The sequence below is a fragment of the Portibacter marinus genome (assembly GCF_021533195.1).
In the GTDB taxonomy this organism is placed as follows: Bacteria; Bacteroidota; Bacteroidia; order Chitinophagales; family Saprospiraceae; genus Portibacter; species Portibacter marinus.
In genome coordinates this window covers 25,011-47,422 of the sequence record NZ_JAJNKB010000014.1, presented here as the reverse complement: position 1 = coordinate 47,422, position 22,412 = coordinate 25,011, and the positions used below count along the sequence as shown (strand labels likewise).

Here is a 22,412-nt window from a genome sequence, read left to right as displayed (position 1 = left end):
ATAACCCCATTAATCATGACAGCTGATTAATATAAGTTGTCAATTTCAATCAAAAAACGAAAGATTGAAGTAGGTTTTATTCAAACAAACCAATGAGAGTAAGCATTTCATTTTGCTTACTCTTTTCTTTTGATAAAAATTTTCCACCCCATAAAAACTATCCCGACAATGGATAATGTCATTTTTAACCCGATGTAGTTATTCCATTCAGGTGCACTAAAAATCTTGCTCAATGCATTGAATATGTTGTTAAGTCCAAGGAATATGCAAACCCCAATGATCATAAGGCTCAAAATATTTAATAGCAAACCATTCTTGAACCGGCCCATTAGATCTGCTCGATTTACGATCAGAATCAAATAGCAAGCAACCACCGGAAGTAATAAACCATTGAGGGCTTGAGCTGCAATAATAACGGGTATGACTTTAACTCCTGAAAGACCGATGACCAGTCCAATAGCCATGATGATCATCCAAACCGATTTAAATCGATATCCTTTTTCATTCCATAGATCTTTTTCATCATTAAAAGTACTCTGTGCGGTAATCGCAGCTGCTAAAGGTGATGTGATGGAAGAACTTAATCCAGCCGCTGCGAGTCCTATTCCAAATAGCAAGCCTAAAAAGTGACCACCTCGATTGGATATGGCGTCAGACAAGCTTTGGAAACTAAATTCTCCCGTTACTTCAGTACCAACCACCATGATGGACATGGAAATAATACCACCCAGTATGATGGCGATGATCAAACCAAAGCGCATTTGTTTCATTTCTTGACCATGCTTAATTCCATTGCCAAGAAACAAGTTATAGGGTACGATGGTGGTGCCGATCAGACCAATAAGTAGCAGATTTCCTCCATCGGGAAGTGAAGGTCTTACAGCACTGAATAAAAAAGCGGAAGCCGATGTATCCGTCTTAAAAGCCACATACACAAAAGCGAATCCCATGATGGCCACTACGAAACCCAGCACAGTAGCAATCAATTTGAAATTAGAGGTCCATAAAAGTGCGAAACCTATGATAAAAACCAGGAAGGTAGTGAGAAAATGATTCCAGTCAGAAAAAAGATTTAATCCTGCCACTGCGCCAAGCATGTTTCCCGCTTGGTACGCCGCACATCCGAAAGCCACCGTTAGAAATACAAGAATGAGCTGTCCCCACTTGCGGTGATCTCCTGTACTTATTATTTGGCCAATATTTTTACCTGAAACAATACTGAGTCTCGCTGCAGCTTCTTGTAAAACGACCGTACCGATGATAGAAAAAGTCAATGCCCACAAAAGTCGGAGGTCAAAAGATGCGCCAGCCTTTGCTGCAGTCGTCACTGTTCCGGGCCCTATAAATGCAGCAGATATAATGGACCAGAAAAGAATGGCTCGCAGATTTTTCATTCATTAAATATAGCAAAACGTGCGAGTTAGGAGTGAGATCGTTATATTTAGATCGATCATTTTTGGTTCCTATTCACTTTGTAAATAAAAGTAGCGTATGTCAGTCGATAAAATTAAAGAATATACCAACGGAGAAATCACTATAGTCTGGAAACCAAAAAAATGTTATCATTCAGGAATTTGTGTCCAGACCCTTCCGCAAGTTTACAAGCCCAATGAAAAACCTTGGGTTCAACCTGAAAATGCCACCACTGAACAATTGAAATCACAAGTGCAGAAATGTCCATCAGGAGCATTGACCTATTTTATGAATGATAATCCTTCAGACGTTTCAGGCAAAGACAAGCATGATATAGAAGTTTTAGAGAATGGACCACTCCTGGTTTACGGTAGTATTTCTGTGAAAGATAAGGATGGAGACGTTACTACCAGGAATACCAAAACAGCCTTTTGCAGGTGTGGTGCTTCATCAAAGAAGCCCTATTGTGATGGTTCACATATGAAGATAGATTTTCAGGGATAGACAAATCACTTTTTTTGCAATCTGTCATCAAATAAAAAAAGTTGCAGTCATTGAGTATATCAACGGCTGCAACTTTTCTATTTTTGGATTTTAAAACTTGTAACTGCCTCTTACCTTAACGATGGTACCCATAAAGCCAAATTGATTCACTTCCCAAGGATAGCGGAACCTTCCACCCAGATCCGTAACGAAGTCTCCACCAGTATCTATCTCATCAGGATAAACATTGAAAATATTGTTAATGACGAGATTTACATCCGCATTAGAACTTAATGCGTAGCCAGCGATCACATCTGTAAGAACTCTCGGCGTAAACGTTTGATCTTTATCAGGATCAGTAGCATGTTGCCATGTTACAGAGCCAAAGTAGGTATTGTTTAATGCTATTCTGAACTTTCCAAATTTAACATTGGCACCCACTAAAACCTTTTGATTAGGGCGCGCACTGGTTATCCTGGATTGTTCTTTTCTATTGAAAATATTGTAGCCCTCAGCACCGATTACGCCTGGTGCTTCAATGGTTCCATCTATATTGGTCTGATTAAAATTAGCAGATAATATCAAGTCTAAAGATGCGCTGGATCCCAATGCAACATCTCTGTAATCCAAGACCAGGTCCACCCCAGAGGTCCGAGTATCCAAAGCATTGACAAAAAATTTGATGCTGGTCACACTGTTATCAATTAGAATTTGCTCAACTGGATTGACTGAAGTGTCATCTCCATCAAATCCAATTTCACCTGTAAATAACACCCTATTATCTACTGCTATATTATAGTAATCGGCGGTAAAAGATAAGTTATTCAATAGTTTATAAGTCAATCCAGCCGTAAAATTCAACGATGTTTCAGCATCCAGGGAAGGTACTCCAAGTGCTTTGATCACAGGATCTACATTATTAAAGGTTCCTTGGTTGGATACTGTTCCTCCCGAAACCAAAGTCTGTACATTGGATAGATAAATTTGATGTAGGGAAGGAGCTCGAAATCCGGTCGATGCTGAAGCACGAATGGCGCCATTTTCGCTCAACTTGTATCTTCCATTTACCTTCCATGAAAAATTGCCACCAAAATCTGAGTAATTTTCATAGCGGAAAGCTCCACCCAATAGAAAGTCTTCTGTGATATCATAATCTAATCCAGCGTAGACACCTACATTACTCCTGGTTTCATCTAATGCATTTCCAGGCTGAAGCCCAGGGAATGATTGGGCACCGCCATCGACATATGATTCTTCTTGTCCTGCTTCGACAACGAATCTTTCTCTTCTAATTTCAGAGCCAAAGCTCAGAACAGCACTTCCAAATGCCTTGGAAAAATCAAGATTACCGAGTATGTTTCCAAATGAATAAGCCCCAGCATCGAATTCTGTAGGACTATTGGGTAGTAAAGCAGGATTGATTGTATTTCCGATGATATAACTGACAGAATTTGAACCAGTGGAAAGACTCAGATCGGTATTCCATCCATTGACATTATAACGATTACCTACCGTAAAGGAGAGGTCACCAATGGTGGTTTCGAAGGTGGGCTGAAACCCTTGGTAGGTTTCACCATCAGGAGTCAAAAGACCTGCATCATCGGTAATCCAGTACGGTGCTCTATACAATGCGAAGGATTTTCCATCCCGATAAGTATATCCACCAAACGCATAAAATTCTCCTGCGCCATTGGCATATGGATTCTCAAAATTTGCAAAACCGGAAATCTTATCGTATTCTGGCTGGCCGATAGTCATTCCCAGATCCGGATTTTCCTGAATCCATGGATGTGTACCATTGAGAATAGCTTCATCTCCGAAAATCACACCAAACAGCCCATCGCCACCTGGTTCACCAGCTCTATTTGTCAAATCCTGATGATAGTAGCTTGCAGTAAGATTTAGAATACCTTTACCCACTGAAAAGCCCTTATTAATTCCCGCCTCATAAGTCAGGCCATCACCAGCAGTGGTTATTCCGGCACCGGCTGTGATTTCTCCAATCAATCTTTCTTTAAGGACAATATTGATTACACCTGCGATGGCGTCAGACCCGTATTGAGCTGCTGCTCCATCTCTTAGTACCTCTACTCTTTCGATGGCTTCGACAGGTATGCTTTTCATGTCTGTTCCGACTTCACCTTTTCCCGGTGTATCATTCACATATACCAGAGCAGATTGATTTTTTCTTTTGCCATTGACCAGAACCAAGGTTCTGGAAGGACCTAAATTTCTTAATTCAGAGGGGTCGAAATGGGCTGTAGCATCTGAGATGGTCTGATTGGTTGAATTATAAGAAGGCACTCTGTAATTAATCATCTGATCAACGGAAGCCTGGCCACTGAGTTGGAGATCTGCTGAATTGATATTATCGATGGGTACTGCTGAGTCCAATATGGTTCTGGGTTTCCCTCTTGTGCCCACGACTACTACTTCATCCAGCCTGCTGAAACTTTGTGCAAGTGACACCTCCAGATTGTCAGCTGAAGTGACATCGAGATTTTGCAAAACAAAGCCTGTATAGGAAATTTCTAATCTGGTAGGCAGTGAAGAAACATTGAGTGCAAATTCACCATTCAAATCGGTTACTGTTCCCCTTCCAGAGGATGGTTCGATGATGGTCGCTCCGATTAAAGGTACACCTGTTTCCTGATCTACTATGCTCCCAGTGATGGTTGTGCCACTTTGTGCATGAGCTCCCAGGCAAAAAATCAGCGTTGCAACGCATATGCTGAAAAACTTGCGATTACTAATAGATAAATTCATATAGATATAAAATTGGTTAGTAAATATTCTGAAAGCTAAAGTAAAATCAGAATATATTTTATTTATATGAAAGATATTTTAGCTATTTGCTAGCTGTGGCAAGAGGCAGTCAGTTTAAGTCAGTGCATAGCGAAAGCGAAAAGATCAGAATGGATTTAAAATCTTTAAAAACCTGCCGAACATGGCGACTTGTTTCAGCTTGCGATTGATTTTCTTTTCCACCTTAGGTACGATGGTCAGGAAGGATTTAATATATGGCTTGCGCAGAATGGAAACAGAAAATGCAATCTGTTGTCCCGGGTTCATCTTCCTCCTTTCCGCTTCCATTTGTTGGAGTAAGACATTCATAGTTGCTTTATTTCTTTTTTGAAACTGAGTGATATGTCTAAGGGTGTGCTTAGCACGATTGTAATCCAGTGATTCCTGTAGAACTTCATTAAGAACTGCTGCGACACCATCCATCTTTTCCTCTAAATTTAAAGGTGCCTTTACCAGCCGATTTAGTTCGCGTTCGTACTCAGCTTGCCTGTTCAACATTTTCGTCGAAGCGCAGGAAGCCAACATTGACATAAAAAGCAATAAAACACAAATTCTAACCATAGCATATTAACAACGAAATGGACAAAAATATTACTTATTTCTCCCTTTCATCATTATGCATTGTACCCCTATGACGTACTCTTAACACTTTCGCAACCCTTTAGTTAAACAAAGTTAACAACTGCAACAAGGGGTGAAATCTTCCGTCTTCTCTATAAATAACTAATTAATGTCATAGACAGTATTTCAAAACAATCAAAAGAAAGCCTTATGAAAAATCTAACAATTTTAACCGGTATGATAACCATGGTTTTCTTTAGTGCATGTACTTCATTAGAGAAAATGGTTGAACGAGGAAATTACGATGAAGCCATCGTAAAAGTCGCCAGGAAAATGAGTGGTAAAAATAAGAAAACAAAAGATGTTAAGATCCTTGAGCAGGCATTTGCTAAAGTAACTGCTGATGATCTTGCTTATGCTCAGAGATTAAAGGAATCTCAAAGACCAAGTGCCTGGGATGAAGTATTTAATACGTATCATAAAATAGAAGAAAGACAGGATTTGATTGCACCATTTCTACCATTGGTAAGTAAGGATGGATATCGCGCTAAGTTTAGGTTTGCCAATGTAGCAGCATTAAAGGATGAAGCGGCAGATCATGCAACGGTTTATAATTACAACGAGGCAGAACGCTTACTTTCTTTGGCTGAAAATGGGGATAAGCGTGCAGCGCGCAGAGCTTATGATAAACTAGTGGCCTTAGAAAAATATACGGATAGTTATAAAGACAGCCGCACGTTGCTAGAAGAAGCACAATTTCTAGGTACCAACCGTGTATTGGTTAAGTTGCACAACAATACTTTTGGGTTTATGCCAAGGGAGGTTGAAAGGGAAATCATGAGTGTAAATATTAAGGAAATGAATACATTCTGGACCAAATATTACACCAGAGAGGATATCGGATATGATTTCGATTATGTGGCCAGATTAGATCTGGATGAAATAGCAGTGAGCCCGGAAAGAGAAGTCATCAATAGATATGTGGATAAGGAAGAGATTAAGGATGGATGGCAATATGTGTTAGACGAAAAAGGAAACGTGAAGAAAGATTCATTGGGAAATGATTTGAAAGTAGATAAGTTCGTGACTGTAGTTGCAGAGGTAGTAGAGATCCACAGGACCAAGTCTGCAGTCGCTTCCGGAAGATTTGGATTGTTTCATGCTGAGACAAAAGAGTTGATAGAAACCAGGCCATTTAATGTAGAAGCGCACTTCAGTGAATACGCCAGTACATTTAATGGAGATAGAAGAGCATTGTGTGAGCGCACGAGAAGCAGATTAAGAACAAGACCACTTGCGTTTCCTTCAGACCTGGCCATGAGCATGGACGTCGCACATGAACTGAAGGAAGTGATGAAGAACGAGATGCGCAGGTTCAGTATTTAAGAAATACAATTTCACATCGGTATAGTAGGAAGGAGACTTAAAAGTAAGTCTCCTTTTCTTTTATCATTATTTCTGTAATCCACCCATCGAAGGTGCTATAGCTCTTATAGGACCAATTTTGAGCATAACTTTCAGCTAGTCGTGCTTTGATGTACTTAGTTCCGGTTCCCTCTTGCAAAATTTGTTCAGTCCTGCTTATACCATTTACATGGATTTTATAGGTTATTTCTCCTTTTAATTTAACGGAAGTAATTTTGAATATTAAGCCACTACCCTCCGACTTTTGATGACTGATGCCATTCTCAATCACAGTTAAGAAGATAGCAGGAGGAATAACATTGAATTCGTCAATATCTTGCGCATTCAAAATATAAGGCTCCTCTTTGCGAAATGTCATGACTTCGAGATGCGTTCGACATAATTCGATTTCTTTATTGATAGGAATGAGCTTCTTTTCGGAAATTTCCAAAAGTATGTCAAATTCCCTGCTCAGTGCGAATAGGAAATCAACTCCTTTTTCAGGGCTGCGCTCTATCCAGTCTATTGCAGCAGTTAAGGAATTATTTATAAAATGGGGTTGTATATTCTTTTTAAGTAAATCGACCTTTAGCCTTTCCGACAGACGTTCTACCTGCCTTCTTTCATCGAGATCTCGGCGTTCCTTTTTGGCAAGAGAGATTAAATTAACTAAGACCAGATTTCCAAAGCCAATGTACAATATTACGTCGTAATATTTAAAGCCTAGCGCAAGTGCGATTACCAATGGAAGCACACTGATAAGCAGCAATTTAGCATCTTTTCGTTTTTTTATAATGGCGAATATGATGATGAGTGATGAGATAAAAAATCCAATGACCATGGTTAAGAAGGTGCTATAGTCATAACCGTAAACCCGGAGATACACGAAGTAGAAGATCATCAATAGTTGTATAGCGATGAGTGGCCACAGTCTGAATAAAGTAAATCTGAATATAAAAAACATGGAGAGTGAAAGAGATATCAGTACAGTTATGGCAAGTATTATATTCAGTCTGGTGAAATGCCACGGATAAGGATAGTGGAAATAATTGCGAATATATTCAACGATGATTAATCCAAAAAAAAGTAGGCATAAGATGGAAAAAAATAAGCGGGTCAAATCGCTTTGAAAATTGAAAAATCTAAATAAATAAAACAAGCCAGTAATCAAAAATAATCCGGCATAAATATGAATGAATGCGGTGTTTCTGAGAGGCTTTTCTATCGCGGATACCATGTCAACAATTGCCATTCCATAATACCTCATTCTATCTTTTGCATGATGATTAGAAAAACGAAGTAAGATTTCATGGGTTCCTTTCTTTAATTTATCCTGTGGTAGAAGGAATATTTTCTCAATTTTTCCGGGAATCTCATCCGCAATGGAATTTCCAATCTTGCCATTACTTCCTATATATTGGCCATCCCAAAATGCCTCTGTGGAGGCGAGCATTGAGAGATAAAGCCCGGCGATTTTATTAGTGTCAGGTTCATCTTTAATATCTATTTCAGCTCTAAGCCAATACTGCCCGGATTGTTCGGGAAAGCTGTCCGTCCATGTTTTTTGATCATCGAAACTAAATTGCCAGTTTTCATAAGAGATATAGCCTTTCTGAGCAACCAGGCTTAAAGAATAGATCAACAATGAAAGAAACAACAGCCATTTCATATGGTAAATATAGGTCTACTTGTCTAGTGTCAAAAGTTGTTGACCACATCCTATGAGCAGTACACAAAAAATACTTTGTAAGGTGTACGAAATACATTCATATTTATTTTAAAAATGAAAATGAAGAAATATGTCATATCCTATTTTTTGGTGATCATCATTTCAAATGCAGGTGTTTCTCAAGAATCGACTTTAAAAATTGAACCTTATATTTTCGAAAACAGCAAAGGAGAGCAGATAGATGCGGAGCTGGGTAACTTTAAGGTTCCGGAAAACAGAAGCTCCCCAGAAGGTAAGCAGTTAACACTTAAGTTTGTCAGATTTAAAAGCACTTCTCCCAATCCTGGTTCACCGATCATTTATCTTGCAGGCGGTCCTGGGGGTTCAGGAATCAATACTGCACGTGGGCCTAGATTTGATTTGTTTATGCGCATGCGCGAAATCGGAGATGTCATTGCTTTTGACCAAAGAGGGACCGGTATGTCAGATGGACTACCTGATTACCCGGGTTACTACCTTGTCGATCTGAGTAAGCCGATGACTCCAGAAAATGCCAGCGAGGCCATTGCTTCCGAAGTGATTAAAATGGAAGACTTTTATCAAGAGCTTGGGCATGACCTTTCAGCTTATAATACCAACGAAAGTGCAGATGATATTAATGATTTGAGAAAAGTGCTTGGTGAAGACAAAGTAAGCCTTTGGGGAATTAGTTATGGTACTCATCTGGCCTTGACGACTTTGAAGCGTCATGAGCAACATATCAACAGGTGCATTCTTGCCGGTGTGGAAGGGTACGATCACACGGTCAAGTTACCATCTGACCAACAGGATTTGTTAGAACGAATAGACAGTCTTTTGAAAATTCGACCGGAAACTCAAGAAATTTATCCTGACTTTCTTGGAGATCTTGAAAATCTGCTTTCTAAAGTAGGACGCGCTCCGGTGACCATTAACGTGAGAAATCCACTCAATCATGAAGAGGTGCTTATGGTTTTGGGCAAATTTGATTTACAAATTTTATTTTCATGGTCGTTAGGTGCGCCAGAAAACTTTAAAGACCTGCCATTGCTTGTCAAAAAGATGTTAAAAGGTGATTTCTCAGGAATTACTGAATATGCCATCTATACCAGAGCAGGACAATTCAATGGCATGAGTACAGCAATGGATATAGCTTCAGGTATTAGCGACGAAAGGCTTGAAAGAATTACAACGGAATCCAGGCAAACGCTCTTGGGAGACGCTATTAATTTTCCATATTTAATTGAATACAATGCATTAAAACACTTCGACTTGGGTGCAGAATTTAGAACACCATTTGAATCTGAAGTTCCAGTGATGTGTATTAGTGGCACCTTGGATGGAAGAACTTCTGTAAGAAACGCAAAAATTACGCTAAAATCATTAGCGAATGGTCACCATCTTATTATAGATGGCGCAGGTCATAGTGATCCACTGTTCCTTTCCTCTCCCAAAATTACCGAATATATGATTGATTTTATGAAAGGGGAAGATATTGGAAACCCTCGAATTAGCTTGCCCTTAATGGAGTTTGATTTACCTGCTAACTAACCATTTGCTTTTTTACGGACTTGTATTTTGTTCTACCGATCGGCAGAATAAGATTATTTTCAAGAATCAGTTCATACTTACTTCCGGGTTGAATCCGGATTTTAGTAGCTCTATTCAAGTCAGCAATGTAGGATTTATGTATACGAACGAATTGTCGAGGAAGCATTTTAGAAAGTTGATCTAGTGTTTTATTTGACAGTTCTTTTGGGTTACTATCAGTGTAAATTTCTGAGTAAATATTTGCGCCTTTAATGTAGATGATTTCATGCAATGGGATGATTTTTAATTGGCCTTGTTTTTTGATAATCAATGAATGTAAACGATCTGGTTTTTGATGAATGCGTGACAGTGCTTTTTCTAGGCGATCTTTGTCAAATGGTTTTGGAACGAAATCGACCACACCATATTCAAATGCCTCGATTGCCTTTTCTTTATAAGCCGATACGATAATGGTTTGAAATGATTCTGCTAATAGGGTTTTCAAAATTTCAAAGCCGTCTTGTCCATTCAGATTGAGATCAAGAAACAGCAGATCTATTTCATGCTGTTGAATATAGTCGAGTCCTCCTTCTATGTATGCTCTTATTTCAAGTTTTTCTATTTTCGACTGCAGTATAGATCTTAACAATCTTTCCAGGCGGCTGGCTATGCTTCTTTCGTCTTCTATGATGAGTATTTTCATGACTTTAAATTATCTACTTTTTAAAGCACTTTTTCATATAAGCAGGGCATCTAGTTCTTTCTTCCATCTTGCAAAATACTGCTCGTAACTGTAATGACTTGCCTTGTGTCGAATGGTATTAAAATATAAGGTTTCACTTGGTTCAAAATGATCTCGGTAAAATTGTCTTCCGTGAACAGTGATGGTCTGTATTTCATTCTCAATGACTTTGATTGGATCAAACTCCACATATCGCGGAATTGACCAAATATAGGTGGCATGACTATTTAGTAATTCCCATACATAATGAAGCATTTCTTGTCCCTTGTGCACTATCATGAAGCCGAATTGTGGTACAAGCGTCATCAAAAGTTTTTGTTCTACATCATGTATCTGTTCACTCAAGTAACGCAATTGCATTTTATTTCGAACACTTTTTTTCTCAAGCAAGTGAAATAGCAGATCTTTTTCTAATGAATCTATATTGCCAAGAGCCTCATCCCCATAACTTTTCATGGCATCATCAAATGTAAATAGAGCTTTATCCGGTTGTTCTAACTTGGGTTTTTTAGTAGCCCACTCGTTCATTTTTGAAATTTTAAGCACACGAACAGCTTCTGTATTGATTTTTTGTAAGTCCTTAGAAGTGACATATTTAATTTTTGAAGAGCTCTTAGTACTTTCTACAGTGATTGTAAATTCCAAGGTTCCCTTTCCCAAAATTTTTGTAAAGTAGAATTTGATATGCTCAAATTCCGGTATGCTATCTGGATGAGATACAGCAATTTCAGTTTCCGGTCTTCTCCAGTGAAAAGCCCTATGGAACCTGACCTGCCCCATGCCAAAACTTAACTTGGAGAGGGGCACTTTTAAATAAATTTTGCTCAGATGAGGCTGTGAATTAATCTCAGTAGGGCCAGCAAGTATCTGGGACAATTGACTCTTTTGATAGGTAGTAAGAAGAGGTTCCAGGCTTTTCCAATGAAGTGGCTCGAAATGGACACTTTGAATTTCATATTTTGATTGCTGCAATTCTAAAGCAATACCATCACAAAGATCATACTTCACTACTCGCAATCTTAATCTCTTGGTCGATTTGGAATATGAAATCATTTCAGCCTCCCAGAAAATTAAAGCTGAGCTTTTGAAGGTCATAGCCTGTGCAGGTAAATTTGACTTTTCTATGGGAATATTTGTATGTACACCCAAACGAATGTTGTGATTATTAATTTGAATCACGATGGTTTTCATCTAACAAAAATATATAAATCTTCATGGGTGGACCATGATTTTTATAGGAGGTATTTTGCTTTGTATGGCTTCCGTATAAACATTTCTGTAGACAAAGGGAGATTGTTGTACTTTGAAAAATTGACATAAAGTCAAAAAACACAGCAGAATTTGTAACTTAAAAGCGCAAAAGCAAAATACATGGCTACATTTATAAATACAGATACTTTAAAATTCCAACTTTTCGATGTACTCGAAGCGGACACACATTTAAAAGAAGGTTATTTCAGTGATCATGACAGAGAAGGACTGAGTATGTTTCTCGATGCAATCACTGACTTTTCTGAGAAAGAGCTTTTTCCTTATTTCCAGGAAATGGATGAGCATCCCGCACACTTTCAAGATGGCAAAATTGTCACTCATGAGCAAGTTGGTAAGATGTTCAAAGAAGGAGCAGATTTGGGTATTATAGCTGGACCATTGCCGGCAGAGCACGGTGGGTTGCAAATTCCTTTGTCAGTCCATACCGTTGCACTTGCCATTATGGACGCGGCTAACAATTCCATGCCGGGATATACGGGTTTGACCTTTGGTGCATTAGAGTTGATACTGGAATTTGGGTCAGAGGATTTGATTGCTAAATACAGTGAGCAAATGATTACAGGAGTATTTGCGGGTACCATGTGCCTGACAGAACCTCAGGCTGGGTCGTCCTTATCTGATATTACGACCACAGCATATCCTCAAGAAGATGGAACATACAAGATCAAAGGTCAAAAGATTTTCATTTCTGGTGGCGATCATGAGCACGTAGATAATGTCATACATTTATTATTGGCCAGAATAGAAGGTGCCCCTGCAGGCACAAAAGGAATTTCATTATTCACAGTACCAAAATACAAACCGGATGGTCGTTCCAATGATGTGACAACGGCAGGAGAGTTCTTGAAAATGGGGCAGAAAGGCTATTGTACAACACATTTAATCTTTGGAGAAAAGGATTCGTGTATTGGTGAATTAGTGGGTGAAAAGAATCGAGGATTGGCGCACATGTTTAAAATGATGAATGGAGCACGGATCGCGGTAGGAAGAGGTGCTGCTGCTATTGCCATGGCGGCTTATGAGGCCTCCTTAAAATATGCCAATGAAAGAAGTCAAGGTAGAAAGATTTCGGATAGCGGGAAAAAAGATCTGTCACAGGACCAAACATTGATTATAAATCACCCAGATGTAAGGCGGATGTTGCTGCGTCAAAAAGCCATAAGTGAAGGCGCAATGAGTTTGGTTTTACAGGCAGCATTTTACCACGATGCGATGACCATTGCTTCGGATGATGAAGAAAGGCAAAAATGGCATTTGTTGCTCGAATTGCTTACCCCCATGGCCAAAACCTATCCCTCAGAGCAGGGCATTTCCTCGGTTTCCGATGGGCTACAAGTACTGGGAGGCTATGGCTTTTGCTCAGAGTACATCTTGCAACAGTATTTTAGAGACATAAGAATATTTAGTTTGTATGAGGGAACTACAGGCATTCAGTCGATTGATTTATTAGGCCGTAAAATGACCATGAAAGATGGTTTAGCACCTCAATTGTTGGCTCAGGAGATAAGCCAAACCATGCAGAAAGCACAAAAAATTGAAGGATTTTCAAAGTATGCAGATCAATTGGGCAGAAGGTTGAAAGACATTGTAGATATTATGCAATATCTGGGTCAGTTTGCTCAAAGGGGTCAATTTAATACCTATTTAGCAGATGCCACCTTGTTCATGAACTATTTTTCAACGGTTTGCGTGGCTTGGCAATGGCTCAAAATGGCGGTTAAAGCACACGAAATGAAAGGTTCTAGCACCTATGATGATCAATTTTTAGATAGTAAGATTCACACGATGAGGTATTTTTTTCATTATGAACTTAAAGCCATATCAGGCTTAAAGGATATTATTATGGACGAAGCCACATTGACATTAAAGACGCAGCAAGAAGTACTGATTTAATTTCACAACCATTAACAAAATGAATTTAGACGATAAAGTGGCCATTATAACGGGCTCTAGCAAAGGTATTGGAAAGGCAATCGCTGAACGCTTTTGCAAGCAAGGAGCTAAGGTTGTGATCAGCAGCAGAAAGCAGGAAGCATGTGAGGAGGTTGCATTTGACCTGAAGGGCAAAGGATATGAAGCCACTGGAATTGAATGTCATGTTGGGGATGATTTACAACGACAATCCCTGGTGGAAAAAACGATTCAGGCTTATGGGAAAATTGATGTTTTAGTCAATAATGCGGCTATCAATCCTGTTTTTGGACCAATAGAGGATGTGGAGGACGTGGCTTTTGATAAGATCATCAATGTCAATGTCAAATCCGTTTGGTCTTTATCTAATTTAGTACTGCCTCACATGATCGAGAATAATGGAGGTTCGATCATCAATGTGAGTTCTGTGGAGGGTCTACATCCTGGATTTGGATTAGGACTGTATTCTATGAGTAAAGCTGCTGTTATTATGTTGACTAAAAATCAGGCTAAGGAATGGGGGAAGCATCAGGTAAGGTGCAATGTCATTTGTCCGGGACTGGTAAAAACTAAGTTTAGCCAGGCCTTATGGTCGAATGAAAAAATTCTGGACCATCTGGAAGAATCTATTCCAAGTGGGAGAATGGCCATGCCTGAAGAGATGACAGGTCTGGCTTTGTTGCTGGCTTCGGATGATGGGTCATACATGACTGGGGGTGTCTATACAGCGGATGGAGGTTACCTGGTCAAATGACGAATGTTTCACAACTTACGAAGTGTTGGAATGAGCAAGATCATTTGTCAATGAAACAATGGCTATTCCGTGTTTTTTACGAAAACATAACTATATGCAGAAATGAATTTTGAACACACAGACAGCGTCAGAGATTATCAAAATCGTTTACAGGCCTTCATGGACGAGCACATTTATCCGCTGGAAAAACAAGTTTCAGCATTCCATCATGATCCTAAATCTGACTGGCAGATTTGGCCCGGATTCAATGACCTAAAAGCAAAGGCAAAGGAAGCCGGCTTGTGGAATCTGTTCCTTCCTAAAGCTTACGGAGCATATAGTCCGGGATTAACCAACTTAGAATATGCTCCATTAGCGGAGATCATGGGTAGAGTCCTTTGGTCATCAGAAATATTTAATTGCTCTGCCCCGGACACAGGAAACATGGAAGTCTTAGCCCGGTATGGAAATGAAAATCAAAGAAATCAATGGTTGAATCCATTATTAAAGGGTGAAATCCGATCTGCTTTTCTGATGACTGAACCCCAGGTGGCTTCTTCGGATGCAACCAATATCGAAACTACTATCAAATCAGATGGAGAGGACTACGTTATTAATGGTCATAAAGTTTGGTCTTCAGGTGCGCTACATCCCAATTGCAAGATTCTGATTGTTATGGGTAAAACTGATCCCAATGCAGACAGACATTTGCAACAATCCATGATCTTAGTACCGGTAAGTACGGAAGGTGTACACATCATCAGACCTATGACAGTGTTTGGTTACAATGATTCTCCAGAGGGACATGGTGAAATTAAGTTGAATAATGTCCGTGTTCCTAAGGAGAATATGCTTTTGGGTGAAGGAAGAGGTTTTGAAATTGCACAAGGTCGCTTGGGACCAGGCAGAATACATCATTGTATGAGATTGATCGGGATGGCTCAAAGATCTCTTGAATTAATGGCACGTAGGGTGAACGAAAGGCAGACTTTTGGAAAAACATTCAAAGACTATAGTAGTATAAGACAGGAATTGGCTTTGAGTAAATGTGAAATTGATCAAGCAAGACTACTTTGCCTCGCAGCTGCAGATAAAATGGACAAAGAAGGTAATAAGGCGGCAAAAGATTTGATTGCCATGATTAAAATTGTCGCACCCCGAATGGCCTGTAAAGTTATAGATCGCGCCATCCAGATATATGGAGGTTTGGGCCTCAGCCAGGATTTACCACTGGCTCATTTCTATGCAGCTGCCCGTATATTACGACTCGCAGATGGTCCCGATGAAGTGCACATGTATCAGTTGGGAAAGCAAATTGCAAGAGAAGCTGATTATTGACTAGTAAATTGATGACTCCGTATAAATAAAAAAAGGCCGCCCACTTGAGGGGTCTTTTCACATTGATGAGATTTTAGTAATTTGGAATATGAGTGATATAAGAGAAGTTCTTTCAGGCGAAGAAATTGCTGAAGTCAAAATTAGAGAAATACTAAATGAAGCTTCACTCATTGAGGATGATAAGTCTTCCATTGACCTCAAACAATTCTCAAAGGGATATTCGAATCTGACCTATCTCATCAGTACTGAAAATAAGGAATTTGTCTTACGCAGACCTCCTCTGGGTGCCATTAAGCGAGGCCATGACATGGCACGGGAATACAAGATTTTAAGCGCTTTAAATGGTCACTGGAATAAAGTCCCTGAAGTTTATTTCTTTGATGATACACAGTTGCTCGGTGTTCCTTTCTACATCATGGAAAGGGTTAAGGGAATCATCATTAGAAATGAAAAGAGATCGGAGTCTGAATTTCAACAAATAGCTGAAACCTGGCTCAAGACATTCGTCGAGTTACATAATCTGGACACTGAAATTTTAGGACTATCAGATTTTGGCAGACCTCAAGGTTATGTAAAGAGACAGGTCTCCAACTGGTCGAAACAATATATTGCAGCAAAAACAAAGGAGGTCGATGAGGCTGGGTTTGTCATGAATTGGCTTGCTGAGCATCAGGTGGAATCCGAAGACTACTCTTTGATTCACAACGATTTTCGCTATGACAATGTAGTTTTTAAAGACCAATCATTTGAGCAAATTAATGCCGTTTTAGATTGGGAAATGGCGACCATAGGAGATCCATTAATGGACTTAGGAACAACATTGGGATATTGGACAGTGAAAAGCGATCCTGGATTTTTACAGAAAGGTTTGCCGTCGTCTACTATTTTTCCGGGGAATCCGGGAAGATCAGAATTGGTCGAAAGATATGCTCTACTTACTCGCCGGAGTGTTGATCACATACTTTTCTACTATATATATGGACTTTTCAAAATAGCAGTGATCGCGCAGCAAATCTTCTATCGGTATCAAAAAGGATTAACCAAAGATCCCAAATTTAAGAATTTGGAGTCTGCTAGTGAAGGACTTTGCAAGATGGCTAAATATGCTATTCAAAAAAAGAGGATAGATTGAACAGTATTTCCTAATTAAAAGAGAAGTGGGACTTGCGTGAGTATTTCCTTTAAACACTTTTAGTCTTAATTCAAGTGATAAGTTTGGTTTTTAAGATTTCAAATGATGGTTAAGTTACGACTATCATCGCTAAGATAAATGGATCAGTGCTTTATGATTTAAATGATGTACTGATCGAACCTTTGACTGTACGTAGGAATAATACTAATGGATATGAAAAATGTAGCCGTCCTCTTCATGTTTCTTATTGGTATTCAGCAGTGCAAAGATAGCTCTGAGGTCAAACCAAATTATGATTTTGATTTTCGGGAGATTGAAAAGCCTCTGAAGTCATTGCAAGATTCCATAGCCATGGCGGAGTCTAATTTTCCTATAAGAGAGGACAACCAAGCCAGAATCGACTTTTATAATAATCAGCCCATAAAAACTGATTATTCTGTGGTATATCTCCATGGTTTTGCCGGATCTTACATGGATGGCTTCCCTGCAAATCAAATCATAGCGGATACCTTGAAGGCTAATGTTTACCATGCCCGGTGGGGGGATCATGGGCAATTTCCACCCCATTCAATGGAGGATTTCACACCTGAAAATTCATGGGAAGATGCTAAGGAAGCACTTGCAATCGGCAATGCTATTGGAAAAAAAACCATCATTATGAGTACTTCGACCGGAGGCACATTAGCCACCTTGTTGGCCGCAAAATATCCTGAAAAAGTACACGCGATCATCAATATTTCTCCTAATTATAAAGATGATCAAACTGGTGCTGGTATCTTGAATACATTGATTGGTGAGGAAGTCGCGCATATAGTAGCTGGTGGTGAAAATCGAAAATTAGAATTTAAAGAGCCAAAAGCTGATCTGTATTGGGACACTCTTTATCCAGCTGAAGCTCTTAGTCATTTGCAAAATTTAGTGCAGACAACCATGAAGCCTGAGACCTTTAGTGAGGTGACTGTACCCTTGTTGTTGGTTTATTATAAGAAAAACATCATACAAGAAGACAGTCATGTCGAGGTTGATATTTTCCCAAAAATTTTCAAGCAATTTTCGACCCCTGATTCTTTGAAAGTACTGAAGCCCATGGATCAACCTGAAACCCATTTCATGGGAAGTGAGATAAAGACTTCTCAGTATCCTCTTACTGTGGAAGTAATTATTTCTTTTCTTCGGAATCAACTAAATATTGAGATTTAGACTGTCATTTTTAGAATAATCTTAACTTTAGTGACAAGCTTATATTCACAGACTTTTTATGCAAAACAAAACTGCCGTCATAACGGGTGCAGCATCCGGATTGGGAAAAGCCATGGCCGAAACTTTTCTGCGAGCGGGCTATCGTTGCTTATTGGGAGATATCAACATTGCTAATGAATCACAGGATGAAAATATAATCCACAAAAAGGTGGATGTAACCCAGTACAATGAGGTAGAGAATTTGATCAATACTTGTGTAAATCAATGGGGAAAAGTTGATGTAATGATTAATAATGCCGGAATCGGACCTAAAAAACTGGTAAAGACCGCTGACTTTAGCTTTGAAGACTGGGAAAATGTCATAGCTGTGAACCAGACCGGTGTTTTTTATGGAATGAAAGCAGCCTTAAAGCAAATGCTCAATCAGGGGCATGGCAATATTATCAATATTGCATCCTTAGCAGGATTAAAAGCATCTCCCAATAACATTAGTTACTCAGCTTCTAAATTTGCAGTTGTTGGGATGACCAAATCGGCTGCTATGGAATATGCAAGTAAGAATATTCGCATCAACGCCATTTGTCCCGGATATACCATATCTCCATTGTTGGATAAAATGTTTCAATATAAACCCGAGTTAGAGGAGGCTTTAAAAAAATCCATTCCTTTGCGAAGATATGGAGAAGCAAACGAAATTGCGGACGCAGCCATTTGGTTGGCTTCTGACCAATCGTCCTACATGATGGGGCAATGTATAACATTAGACGGAGGATTATCACTTTAACACATTGAATGATGACAAGTAGAAAAATTTGGTATTGGTCATTAACTGTTGCACTGGCTGGTTTTCTTTTTGGCTTTGACACCATTGTAATTTCAGGAGCGGACCTTTCTTTGCAAGAACTATGGGATAAGGGAGATTTGTTTCATGGATTTGTGATCATTTCATCAGCACTATGGGGTACGGTCATTGGTGCTATTTTCGGAGGAATTCCTACTGATGTATTTGGACGTAAAAAAACACTAATTATCATCGGAATACTTTACCTGGTATCAGCTCTTGGATCAGCCTTGGCTACAGATCCTTATATGTTTGCCATTTTTAGGTTTATCGGTGGCCTGGGCGTCGGAGCATCCACCATAGCCGCTCCAGCTTATGTTTCAGAAATCTCGCCAGCCCAGGATCGAGGTAAATTAGTGGCCTTATATCAATTCAACATTGTTTTTGGCATTTTAGTGGCCTTTATTTCCAACTTCCTTCTAAGTGGCATACCTGAGAATGCATGGAGATGGATGATTGGCGTAGAAGCTTTACCTGCGCTGATTTACACCTTAATGGTTTTGGGTGTGCCTCAAAGTCCAAGATGGCTTCTTTCGAAATCTAAGAGAGCTGAAGCCATGAAAACGTTGGCTATAATCAATCCCAATGAAGACCCAGAGGAACTGGCTAATAAGATCGAAAACAGCTTTGGAAATCAACCTAAATCTGAACATGTTTTCATGAAGAAATACCGTTTTCCATTGATTCTGGCTTTTTTAATTGCTTTTTTTAATCAATTTTCCGGTATCAATGCATTTCTGTACTACGCACCTAGAATTTTTGAAATTGCCGGTCTTGGAGAAAAATCAGCACTATTAAGCAGTGTGGGAATTGGAATAACCAATCTGATATTTACACTGATTGGAATAGCCCTGATCGATCGTCGAGGCAGAAAACAATTGATGTATATCGGTTCCATAGGCTATATTTTCTCATTAACTATGGTGGCCCTTTCTTTTATAAATCAATGGCAGGGATTTGCTGTGCCACTGTTTCTTTTCATGTTTATTGCATCACACGCCATAGGACAGGGTGCTGTGATCTGGGTATTTATTTCAGAAATTTTTCCCAACCATCTTCGGGCAAGTGGTCAGGCATTCGGAAGTAGTACTCATTGGGTTTTAGCAGCGATTATACCTTCATTCGTCCCGGTTCTTTTTACCAATATTGGAGCAGCACCCGTATTTTTATTTTTCGCTTTTATGATGTTACTACAGTTGTTATTTGTGTGGAAAATGATGCCTGAAACTAAAGGTCGCAATCTGGAAGATCTGAATTCTTCATTAAATTAAATGACAATCTTTAAAGTAGCTTGTGTGCGAAAAGGCCCAGTGAGACACATATACAATTCCGCAGAAGAAAATTAGTCAGAGATGACAATGATAATCAGAAATCAAGCGGCTGTACATAAGGACATGGTTAGATAAGCTAAGTCTGGTTTAATTTTCGAAAGTAGCCATCAAGGTGTGAGCATATTCGCTGATACCATTCAATAGCATTTGAACAGCCATAATTAAAAGCAACATACCCATTAATTTTTCTAATGCTACCAATCCCTTTTTTCTAAGTAACCTAAAAAACAGTGGAGAGAGCAGTAAAATGATAGCAGTAGCGCCCCAAGCAATCAATACTGCGAAAAAAAGGCCTGAAAGATGACCTTCGTGATTATTCGCCATGACCATAAGCGTTGCAAGTGCAGATGGCCCGGCAACCATCGGCATGGCAATAGGAACGATGAATGGTTCTCCTCCGGTAGAAGAAAAAATGGAGCTGCCATCAGGCGCAGGAAAAATCAATCTTAAGGCAATGATTAAAAAAATAAGCCCTCCGGCTATGGAAACCGAACTGGTTTCTAAATGAAATATATTCAGAAAGCTTCTACCAGCAAATAGAAAAAGCACCAGGATGATCAAACCAATGATCATCTCCCTGATAATGATCCTGCGATGATGCTTGCGATCTATATCCTTCAAAATGGTCAACAACAATGGCACATTCCCAAAGGGGTCTAAAATAAATGTGAGGACCAATGCAGTACTAATAATAGAAAATGTAGGTTCCATATGTTGAAATTTAGAAAAAGTGTGCAAACATACTGCCTTTAAATGGGATTAAGTATAGAACATTCAGTATCTTTTTAACTTAGTGATATAGGTCAAGAGATAAGAACAATTTCAATTTCAACAGACAACGCCAAGTGGTCAGCAAATGATATAAAGTATGAATAAGCAACAAATTTTACGAAATCGTCCTGTGGGCGTTCCCGATGAAAAAACATGGGAACTTATAGAAACTGAAATTCCAGAAGTTGGAGATGGTGAGATGCTCATAAGGAATAAGTTTATATCTATGGATCCTGCGATGAGAGGCTGGATCAATGATGCCAGATCTTATATACCCCCAGTGAAATTGGATGATGTGATGAGAGCTGGTGCCGTGGGTGAGGTTATGGAGTCGAAAAATGATAAGTTTAAAAAGGGAGATTTCGTATTTGGAATGGGTGGTGTGCAGCAATATAAGTTGACGGATGGTAAAGGCTTCTATAAGGTCGATCCATCGATGGCACCACTTGAAACCTACACTGGAACTATAGGGATGCCGGGAATGACCGCCTATTTTGGCTTGTTAGATGTGGGTGAATTAAAAGAAGGTGATGTCGTTTTAGTTTCTGGAGCAGCTGGAGCCGTTGGAAGTGTGGTGGGCCAGATCGCCAAGATCAAGAATTGTACGGTAATCGGTATTGCCGGAGGACCACAAAAGTGCAATTACATTAAAAAAGAACTGGGTTTTGACCATGCCATTGACTATAAAAATGAAAATGTCAGACGAAAAATTCATGAGTATTGTCCGGACGGTATAGATGTTTATTTTGACAATGTAGGTGGAGACATTCTGGATCATGCACTTACAGCCTTAAAAAAGAAGGCAAGAGTGGTAATATGTGGTGCCATTAGTCAGTATAACAGTACAGATGGAATGAAAGGACCTTCTAATTATATGTCATTATTGGTCAATGGTGCCAAAATGGAAGGTTTTGTCATCTTTCATTTTGCAGATAGGTATAGTGAAGCGTTACAAGCATTGGGTCGATGGGTAGCTGAGGGTAAAATTAAAACTGAAGAGACGGTCATAGAAGGTATTGAAAACTTTAGAGACACTTTTCTCAAATTGTTTAGTGGCGATAAGCGAGGAAAATTAGTGCTAAAAGTTTAAAATAGAGATATGATATAACTGATCATAAATATCAGAAGGGTTGTGATTGATATCCATTTGAAGATTCCAAAGGCTTTGGGCTTGTTTTGACAGTGCATTACAATCATGCCTATTATTGAACTGAGTAAAATGCTCAAGAGAAAGATTCCTATCGCATTGATCCAGAAA

General features: G+C 39.3%; 18 protein-coding genes. 11 read left to right on the top strand and 7 right to left on the bottom strand.

Annotated features, from left to right (window positions below):
- Nucleotides 1-116 precede the first annotated feature (116 nt).
- A complete protein-coding gene (locus L2567_RS20010; protein WP_235299633.1) occupies nt 117-1,394 on the bottom strand; it encodes an Nramp family divalent metal transporter in 1,278 nt (425 codons plus the stop codon).
- Nucleotides 1,395-1,491: 97 nt separating this feature from the next.
- Between L2567_RS20010 and L2567_RS20005 the strand changes: the two genes are divergently transcribed.
- Nucleotides 1,492-1,917 carry a (4Fe-4S)-binding protein gene (locus L2567_RS20005; RefSeq protein ID WP_235299632.1) on the top strand — a complete coding sequence of 142 codons (426 nt, stop codon included), beginning with the start codon at nt 1,492-1,494 and terminating at the stop codon, nt 1,915-1,917.
- A 90-nt stretch (nt 1,918-2,007) separates the two neighbouring features.
- Here the strand turns inward: L2567_RS20005 and L2567_RS21100 are convergent, their stop codons facing one another.
- Together L2567_RS21100 and L2567_RS19985 are read right to left on the bottom strand one after the other, a co-directional pair.
- Nucleotides 2,008-4,662 (bottom strand): TonB-dependent receptor, encoded by a 2,655-nt coding sequence (locus tag L2567_RS21100; RefSeq protein WP_262913219.1) that lies wholly within the window; start codon nt 4,660-4,662, stop codon nt 2,008-2,010.
- A 144-nt stretch (nt 4,663-4,806) separates the two neighbouring features.
- Nucleotides 4,807-5,262, bottom strand: a complete 456-nt coding sequence (locus L2567_RS19985) for a hypothetical protein (protein ID WP_235299631.1) — start codon at nt 5,260-5,262, stop codon at nt 4,807-4,809.
- 210 nt (nt 5,263-5,472) lie between these two features.
- On the opposite strand from L2567_RS19985, the gene L2567_RS19980 reads away from it, so the two are divergent.
- A complete protein-coding gene (locus tag L2567_RS19980) occupies nt 5,473-6,648 on the top strand; it encodes a hypothetical protein (RefSeq protein ID WP_235299630.1) in 1,176 nt (391 codons plus the stop codon).
- 37 nt (nt 6,649-6,685) lie between these two features.
- Here the strand turns inward: L2567_RS19980 and L2567_RS19975 are convergent, their stop codons facing one another.
- Nucleotides 6,686-8,335, bottom strand: coding sequence for a histidine kinase (locus tag L2567_RS19975; protein WP_235299629.1), 1,650 nt, complete (start codon nt 8,333-8,335; stop codon nt 6,686-6,688).
- A gap of 120 nt (nt 8,336-8,455) precedes the next feature.
- Between L2567_RS19975 and L2567_RS19970 the strand changes: the two genes are divergently transcribed.
- Nucleotides 8,456-9,904 (top strand): alpha/beta hydrolase, encoded by a 1,449-nt coding sequence (locus L2567_RS19970; protein ID WP_235299628.1) that lies wholly within the window; start codon nt 8,456-8,458, stop codon nt 9,902-9,904.
- On the opposite strand, the gene L2567_RS19965 is transcribed toward L2567_RS19970, so the two are convergent.
- Nucleotides 9,897-10,586, bottom strand: a complete 690-nt coding sequence (locus tag L2567_RS19965; protein ID WP_235299627.1) for a LytR/AlgR family response regulator transcription factor — start codon at nt 10,584-10,586, stop codon at nt 9,897-9,899. The two genes, L2567_RS19970 and L2567_RS19965, sit on opposite strands and share 8 nt — an antisense overlap.
- Before the next feature lie 33 nt (nt 10,587-10,619).
- On the bottom strand, nt 10,620-11,816 hold the full coding sequence (locus tag L2567_RS19960; protein ID WP_235299626.1) for a hypothetical protein: 1,197 nt from the start codon (nt 11,814-11,816) through the stop codon (nt 10,620-10,622).
- 180 nt (nt 11,817-11,996) lie between these two features.
- On the opposite strand from L2567_RS19960, the gene L2567_RS19955 reads away from it, so the two are divergent.
- The 7 genes from L2567_RS19955 to L2567_RS19925 all read left to right on the top strand — a co-directional run bounded on the left by L2567_RS19955 (nt 11,997) and on the right by L2567_RS19925 (nt 20,323).
- Nucleotides 11,997-13,790, top strand: a complete 1,794-nt coding sequence (locus tag L2567_RS19955) for an acyl-CoA dehydrogenase (protein WP_235299625.1) — start codon at nt 11,997-11,999, stop codon at nt 13,788-13,790.
- A gap of 19 nt (nt 13,791-13,809) precedes the next feature.
- Nucleotides 13,810-14,562, top strand: coding sequence for an SDR family NAD(P)-dependent oxidoreductase (locus L2567_RS19950; protein WP_235299624.1), 753 nt, complete (start codon nt 13,810-13,812; stop codon nt 14,560-14,562).
- A 102-nt stretch (nt 14,563-14,664) separates the two neighbouring features.
- Nucleotides 14,665-15,879 (top strand): acyl-CoA dehydrogenase family protein, encoded by a 1,215-nt coding sequence (locus L2567_RS19945; RefSeq protein WP_235299623.1) that lies wholly within the window; start codon nt 14,665-14,667, stop codon nt 15,877-15,879.
- Between the two features lie 88 nt (nt 15,880-15,967).
- A complete protein-coding gene (locus L2567_RS19940) occupies nt 15,968-17,011 on the top strand; it encodes a phosphotransferase family protein (RefSeq protein WP_235299622.1) in 1,044 nt (347 codons plus the stop codon).
- A 213-nt stretch (nt 17,012-17,224) separates the two neighbouring features.
- Nucleotides 17,225-18,211 (top strand): alpha/beta hydrolase, encoded by a 987-nt coding sequence (locus L2567_RS19935; RefSeq protein WP_235299621.1) that lies wholly within the window; start codon nt 17,225-17,227, stop codon nt 18,209-18,211.
- Nucleotides 18,212-18,269: 58 nt separating this feature from the next.
- The gene (locus L2567_RS19930; protein WP_235299620.1) at nt 18,270-18,995 is read left to right on the top strand and encodes an SDR family NAD(P)-dependent oxidoreductase; all 726 of its coding nucleotides are present in this window, start codon (nt 18,270-18,272) and stop codon (nt 18,993-18,995) included.
- A gap of 11 nt (nt 18,996-19,006) precedes the next feature.
- Nucleotides 19,007-20,323, top strand: a complete 1,317-nt coding sequence (locus tag L2567_RS19925) for a sugar porter family MFS transporter (RefSeq protein WP_235299619.1) — start codon at nt 19,007-19,009, stop codon at nt 20,321-20,323.
- Nucleotides 20,324-20,470: 147 nt separating this feature from the next.
- Here the strand turns inward: L2567_RS19925 and L2567_RS19920 are convergent, their stop codons facing one another.
- Nucleotides 20,471-21,094 (bottom strand): MarC family protein, encoded by a 624-nt coding sequence (locus L2567_RS19920; protein ID WP_235299618.1) that lies wholly within the window; start codon nt 21,092-21,094, stop codon nt 20,471-20,473.
- A 157-nt stretch (nt 21,095-21,251) separates the two neighbouring features.
- On the opposite strand from L2567_RS19920, the gene L2567_RS19915 reads away from it, so the two are divergent.
- Nucleotides 21,252-22,244: an NADP-dependent oxidoreductase gene (locus tag L2567_RS19915; RefSeq protein ID WP_235299617.1), complete on the top strand. Its 993-nt coding sequence runs from the start codon at nt 21,252-21,254 to the stop codon at nt 22,242-22,244.
- Nucleotides 22,245-22,412: the final 168 nt, after the last annotated feature.